Source organism: Bacillus sp. 2D03 (assembly GCF_003946765.1).
In the GTDB taxonomy this organism is placed as follows: domain Bacteria; phylum Bacillota; class Bacilli; order Bacillales; family Bacillaceae_G; genus Bacillus_A; species Bacillus_A cereus.
In genome coordinates, this window is record NZ_RPSJ01000035.1 from 1 (window position 1) to 6,366 (window position 6,366).

A 6,366-nucleotide genomic window follows, 5' to 3' on the forward strand; every position below is an offset into this window, starting at 1 on the left:
GATTTCTAGTGAAGAAGTCTTTTTTATTTTGGATTTTATTGAAACTTACTTTGAATTAGTTTCTTAAACACCCCCCGGTCAAAAAGTTCGGCTTTTAGTAGGAGGACCGTTCAACGGGGGGAGGAGAGCGGTTAAAACATTTTTGCGAATTAAAAAGTAAGAGGGGGGGTACTTGTGCGGAAACTATCAAAAAAAGCACAGATAAAGCAAGATTTATTACAACAACTGGAAAACAGTGGTTTGTATGGTATGCACTACGTTGATCTTGTTGATGACTACATGACGATGTTTGATGCGAAAAATAAGTTAGCAAGAGAATTGAAGAAGAAGGGGCCAATGATTGAATGGCAAAATAGCGAGAGTCAAAAAGGAATCAAAGCAAATCCAGCTACAAAAGAATTTCGGGAGACAAACAAGCGCATGACAGAATTATTAAAAGTGCTTGGTTTGAAAGAACCAGTATATGAAGGTAATGATGATGATGACGACATCTAGAAATTCAACTACATATAAGTATCATCCTTACATCGATGAATATATGCGTATGGTTGAAAATGAGGAAATACAAAGTTGTAAAGAACAAAAACAACTCATGGAGTTTCTTCGTTGGAAGTTAGATCAACCTGGTGTAGTGATTGATGCAGATGCTATTGAAAAATCAGTGGAAAAGCCAGCCCCCTATTTTTCTTTTTCCCTATTTGCTTGGCAAAGGTTCTGTAATGCATTTTTTTATGGTGTGCGTTATGATGACGGCCGTCTTATGTTTGACAGATATCTATTATTACTTGGTCGTGGGGCAGGTAAAAATGGATATATCAGTTATGACTGTTTTTATATGCTAAGTGGTCATCATGGGATTAAGAATTATGATATAGACATTGTGGCAACTTCAGAAGATCAGGCTAAAACCTCATTCGAAGATGTTTTAAATATTTTAGAAACGCCCAAATTTACAAAGAAATTAAAAAAGGTTTTTTATAAATCCAAAAAACTCATTAAACATTATAAAACTAAATCTAAATTTGAATTTAATACATCAAATGCTCGTACAAAAGATGGTAAGCGAAGTGGAACTGTTATATTTGATGAATTACATGAGTATGAAGATTATTCAAATATAAAAGTTTTTACATCGGGTTTAGGAAAAAAGAAAGATCCAAGGATTTTCTATATTACAACAGATGGAAATGTCCGTGGTGGAGTATTGGATGATATGAAAGACGAAGCTCAGATGGTGTTGAATAAAGAATTACCACATTCCACACTGTTTCCTTTCATATGTAAGCTTGATGATGAAAAAGAAGTCCATGACGAGTCTAAATGGGAAAAAGCAAATCCTTCATATAGATACAATGAAAATTTACAACATGAAATGCGAAAAGAATACCATGATATGAAACGTAACAGTGCATTACGTATTGAGTTCATGACGAAAAGAATGAATTTACCCGTCGAAGATACGAGGAAAGAAGTTGCTACCTATGAAGAAAGATTAGCTACAGAGCAGCCGTTCCCTGAAAATGTTCAAGGGATAGAATGCATTGGAGCGGTTGACTTCGCGCAAATTCGTGATTTCTGTTCGGTTGGAATTTTATTTAAAAAAGATGGGAAACGATATTGGAAGCAGCATACATTCATGCATCATACAGCACCTAAGTTGCAAGATATTAATCCGGATATTATTCGAATTGCAATTGAAAAGGAATTGCTTACTGTTGTTTATGACAAATCAATTAGTGCGGAACATGTACGAGATTGGTTCGTAATGATGAATAAAGAATACCGTATAAAAAAAGTCAGCATGGATTTATATCGTTCAGCTATTTTAAAAGAATCGCTTGAAGAGGCTGGTTTTGAAATTGAAATTGTTCGTCGTGGTCCAGCGACGCATAGTAAACTTGCTCCACTTGTAGAAGAGATTTTTATTAAACATACCATTGTTTTTGGTGATGATCCGTTAATGCGTTGGTATGTGGGAAATGTCTATAAAGAAGAAAAAATGAATGGCAATATTGAATATAAAAAGGTTGATAAAGAGAAGCGAAAAACAGATGGGTTTTTCGCTTTTTTACATGCGCTTAATTGCGATAGTGAGTTAAAAGAGTCAAATACTTTAACGAAAGAAAATGTTAGAAAGATATTTAAATCATTTAGTGTATAAAAGGTGGTGAGAATGTGGGATTAAGAGATTGGGTAAGAGGTTTTTTTGGAAGCAAGAAGACTCTGACTTTAGACTCATGTTTTTATGAATTAGGAGTTGACTATTTCTATAAAAAGTTAGCTGTAGAAAGTTGCATTGATTTAATTGCAAATGCTTTAACAAGGTGTGAATTTCAAACCTTTGAAAAAGGGAAAGAAAAACGTGGTGGGAATCATTTTTTATTAAATGTACAACCAAATCAGAATCAAAATGCAACGGAGTTTATGCATAGTTTAGTAAATCATTTAATTATGGAAAATGAATGCGTTGTTATTATGCAGAATGAGCAATTGTATATTGCGGATTCCTTTAATGTTACTAAGTTTGCATTAAAAGAAAATATATATAACGACATAACAATTGAAGACTTTACTTTTGAAAAATCATTTAACGAATCAGAGGTTTTCCACTTTAAATTAAACGACCGCAATATTATGCAGGTAATTGACGGGATGTATAGTAGTTTTGGCAAATTGCTTGCATCTTCCATTGATTATTATAAAAGAAAAAATAATAAACGCTTGTTAATTAAAGGAGATTTTTTAAGAGCTCAAGATCCAGAAACGCAAGCGGCAATTGATGAAATGTTTGAAGGGCAGTTGAAAAATTGGTTTAACGCAGATAAAGCTGGCTCAGCTTTTCAATTACAAGATGGTTATGTAATCGAAGATATGAGCGATAGCAAAAATGGCGTATCAAATAATAGTACAAGTCGTGATGTTAGCGATTTAATTAATGACATATTTAATTATGTAGCCATTGCCTTCCATGTTCCAATCGGGATTTTAAAAGGTGATGTCGCGGATATTGAGAAACAAATGGATTCATTTTTAGCTTTTTGTATTAATCCGATTGCTGAATTGATTCAAGATGAATTTAACCGGAAGATGTATAGCAAAGAAGAGTATATAGAACGCACATATTTAAAGATTGATACAACGAAAATTAAGGTTGTTGATATTACGAAACTAGCAACAGCATTAGATAAGCTCTTTGCAATTGGTGGTTTATCTATCAATGATATCTTAATTATTCTTGGTAGAGAGCCAATTGAAGAGGAATGGGCAAATAAACGCTTTGTTACAAAGAATTATCAAGAAGCCGATTCTTTGGAAGGAGGTGAGGAGAATGGAGGTAACTAAGATGTATAAAAATGATGCATTTAAAAAGTACTTAAACCTGGAAAAACCAAAAAATGAAGGAGAAAATGATATTTATGTTTACGGTACAATCGGTGAAAGTTGGTGGGAAGAATCTGTTTCAGCTAATGCGATTAAACGTAAATTAAATAATGTCAAAGATGGCGACATTCATTTATATATTAATTCATTTGGAGGTAGCGTATTTGATGGTATATCAATTTACAATCAATTAAAAAGGCATTCCTCAAAAGTCATTGTTCATGTTGATGGTATTGCAGCGTCGGCAGCATCATTAATTGCAATGGCCGGTGATGAAATTATTATGCCGGCAAATTCAATGCTAATGGTCCATCGGGCGTCTACATTTGCATGGGGCAATAGAGAAGTATTCGAACAACAATTAAATGCACTTGATAAGATCGATCAGTCCGTTACAAATACTTACATGAAACGTTTTGTAGGTGAACGTTCTGAAATGGAAGATTTATTAAAAAATGAAACATGGTTAACCGCAGAAGAATGTAAGGCATTTGGTTTGTGTGATGAAATTGCGGATGAAAAAGAAGATCCTAACGAAGAACCAAGTCCAGAAGATGTGAAAAATAATTTACTTCAGAAATACACAGCAAAGGCAGGACAAAAAACGTCAAATCAAGTTGAGGGCGTTGAAGAGCCTAAAAAACCAATAACTAATATGATGATGAACTACTTGGAAAATAACAAGTAGTTCTTTTATTTTGGAGGGAGAATCATTTATGACGATTAAAAATCTAGATCGTGTAGATAACAGTATGGAAGACGTGAAAGACGAATTTAAAGCAGCAATTGAAAAGAATGATAATGAAGCATATGCAAAAGCCATGACGAAAATGGCGAATGTAATTCAAACAAACATTTTGAATGAAGTTACGCCAGCGGTTCAAACTGAAATTGCAAGTAATTTAAATAATCAAGCGGTATTAAATTCCCGTGGGTTACATGCTTTAACTAACGAAGAGCGCTCATACTACAATGAAGTAATCGCAAGCGGTGAAGCATTTGCAGGAGTCGAAAAATTAATTCCAGCGACAGTTATTGATCGCGTGTTTGAAGAGTTAGTAAGAAATCGTCCTTTACTTCAAGCAATTGATTTTATTAATGTAACAGGATTAACAGAATGGATTATGAAGAAAGGTGAAATTCCAGCAGCATGGTGGGGGAAATTATGCGATGACATTAAACAGGTCATTGATGAAGGATTTGAGAAAGTTCAATTAAACCTTTATAAATTAAGCGCATATATCCCTGTTTGTAAAGCGATGTTAGACCTAGGTCCAGAGTGGCTAGATCGTTATGTTCGTACAGTTTTGATGGAATCTATGTATATTGCTCTTGAACAAGCTGTCATTAGTGGTACGGGTAAGGAACAACCTATTGGTATGATGAAAAATTTAGATGGGGCAGTAGTTGGTGGGATTTATCCAGATAAAACAGCAGTCGCGCTAAATGATTTATCGCCTAAATCATTAGGAAAAGAAATTATGGCTCCACTAACGAACAATGGAAAACGAAATGTAGCGAATGTGATTATGGTTGTAAATCCTATGGATTATTGGGCGCGTATTTTCCCAGCTATTACTTTTCAAAATGCAAATGGGGAATATGTTCAAAATACGGCAATCCCTATTCAATTTATTCAATCTACAGAAGTTCCATCTGGAAAGTCGGTCGCTGGAATGGCCAAGGATTACTTTTTAGGAGTAGGATCTACACAAAAAATTGAATTCTCAGATGAAGTGAAATTCATCGAAGACGAGCGTGTATATATTGGTAAACAATATGCAAATGGTCGTCCAAAGGATAATAAATCATTCCTTGTATTCGATATTAGTAAATTAGGAGAGAAAGCGAGTACTACAACGGCTTAATGGTTAGAAGGTGATGCGAATGGATAATCTTTTGCAAGAATTAAAAGACGTTCTTAAAATCACATGGAATGAAGAGGATGCTAGTTTAATAAAACTTTTGGAAAAAGGAGAGGCGTATTTGTTGAGTTTAACAAATGCGTCTTTTGATTTTTCAAAGGAGCTAACCCCGAAAGATTTGCTGTTAGAACGTTGTCGGTATGTCTATAACAATGCAGGTGATGAGTTTGAAAAAAATTATAAAAAGGAATTATCCAGGCTTATTTTAGATGTGGCTTTAGGAAAAGTTGGTGTAATCAATGGTTCTAAAATCGTATAGAGAAACCTTAAATGACGGATTTCTACAATACGGATATAAAAAAACAGAGCGTTCAGAAGAGGGAAAAAGAATAGGTGAGAAGTTTCGTGAAGAAGGAAAGCTTGCCTATAAAGTGATGTCTTTACGGGACAGTGATTACAAAATGGTGGGCGTTTTAACAACGGGCTTAGATTTAAAAGTTAAAACACTGTATCCACCTTCCTTTAGAAAGATAAATAAAAATAAACTTAAGGTATTAATGGATGGAATCGAATATGACGTGATTAAAGCGGATCATGATTCTAACAAACAATACCTTTTCTTTTATTTGCAGCAGGCGGTGAAATCTCGTGAATGAAAAATCTAAAAGGCTTATGAAGGAGCAGAGAAGTGGCATAAAAAAAGCCCTTGAAGACGGATTTAAGCTTTTAGTTGTTGAGGATGAACTAGCAGAAGATGAGGAATCGCAGTTAACAGAAGAGGGATACAACTGTTTTATTTTGGAATATGGTGAGTTTAAACCGTCTTCTAATGAGCGTACAATTTCTCAAAGCATATATGTTAGTTATTTATCGGAAAATCAATCGAATTTAGATGAGCAAGTCATTGATATTATTTCGTGGGTTGGCAAGGTGAAAATGGTATCCTTTGTAGTTTCTAAAAGCGATCGCCTTCAAGTGAAAGATACAGATCGCTTTATTGATCGTGTTGTTTTTACGTTTAAGAGGGTGATTCCAATTGAGTGCATTTGAGCTTGATTATGAAGCGATAGAAAAGCTTGAAGAAAAAATGCGGTTATTACCAAATAAGATGGAACCTACA

General features: G+C 34.3%; 8 protein-coding genes. All 8 read left to right on the top strand.

Translation table 11 applies throughout. From position 1 onward, the window contains the following. Positions 1 to 174 precede the first annotated feature (174 nt). The 8 genes from EBQ15_RS30675 to EBQ15_RS30710 are packed head-to-tail and all read left to right on the top strand — an operon-like array spanning position 175 to position 6,296. Entirely contained in the window at positions 175 to 495 is a 321-nt protein-coding gene (locus tag EBQ15_RS30675; protein WP_001228914.1) for a P27 family phage terminase small subunit, read from the top strand. Continuing rightward, on the top strand, positions 479 to 2,161 hold the full coding sequence (locus EBQ15_RS30680) for a terminase TerL endonuclease subunit (protein ID WP_000989233.1): 1,683 nt from the start codon (positions 479 to 481) through the stop codon (positions 2,159 to 2,161). The genes EBQ15_RS30675 and EBQ15_RS30680 overlap by 17 nt, the downstream gene beginning before the upstream one ends. 14 nt (positions 2,162 to 2,175) lie before the next feature. Beyond that, positions 2,176 to 3,342: a phage portal protein gene (locus EBQ15_RS30685; protein WP_000524254.1), complete on the top strand. Its 1,167-nt coding sequence runs from the start codon at positions 2,176 to 2,178 to the stop codon at positions 3,340 to 3,342. After that, positions 3,329 to 4,069 (top strand): head maturation protease, ClpP-related, encoded by a 741-nt coding sequence (locus tag EBQ15_RS30690; protein WP_000454118.1) that lies wholly within the window; start codon positions 3,329 to 3,331, stop codon positions 4,067 to 4,069. Before EBQ15_RS30685 ends, EBQ15_RS30690 begins: the two co-directional genes overlap by 14 nt. Positions 4,070 to 4,097: 28 nt before the next feature. Beyond that, a complete protein-coding gene (locus EBQ15_RS30695; protein WP_000153085.1) occupies positions 4,098 to 5,249 on the top strand; it encodes a phage major capsid protein in 1,152 nt (383 codons plus the stop codon). 19 nt (positions 5,250 to 5,268) lie between these two features. Beyond that, positions 5,269 to 5,565: a hypothetical protein gene (locus tag EBQ15_RS30700; RefSeq protein WP_033693000.1), complete on the top strand. Its 297-nt coding sequence runs from the start codon at positions 5,269 to 5,271 to the stop codon at positions 5,563 to 5,565. Further along, a complete protein-coding gene (locus EBQ15_RS30705; protein ID WP_000243384.1) occupies positions 5,546 to 5,902 on the top strand; it encodes a phage head closure protein in 357 nt (118 codons plus the stop codon). Before EBQ15_RS30700 ends, EBQ15_RS30705 begins: the two co-directional genes overlap by 20 nt. Beyond that, entirely contained in the window at positions 5,895 to 6,296 is a 402-nt protein-coding gene (locus EBQ15_RS30710; protein WP_241228040.1) for a hypothetical protein, read from the top strand. The genes EBQ15_RS30705 and EBQ15_RS30710 overlap by 8 nt, the downstream gene beginning before the upstream one ends. Positions 6,297 to 6,366: the final 70 nt, after the last annotated feature.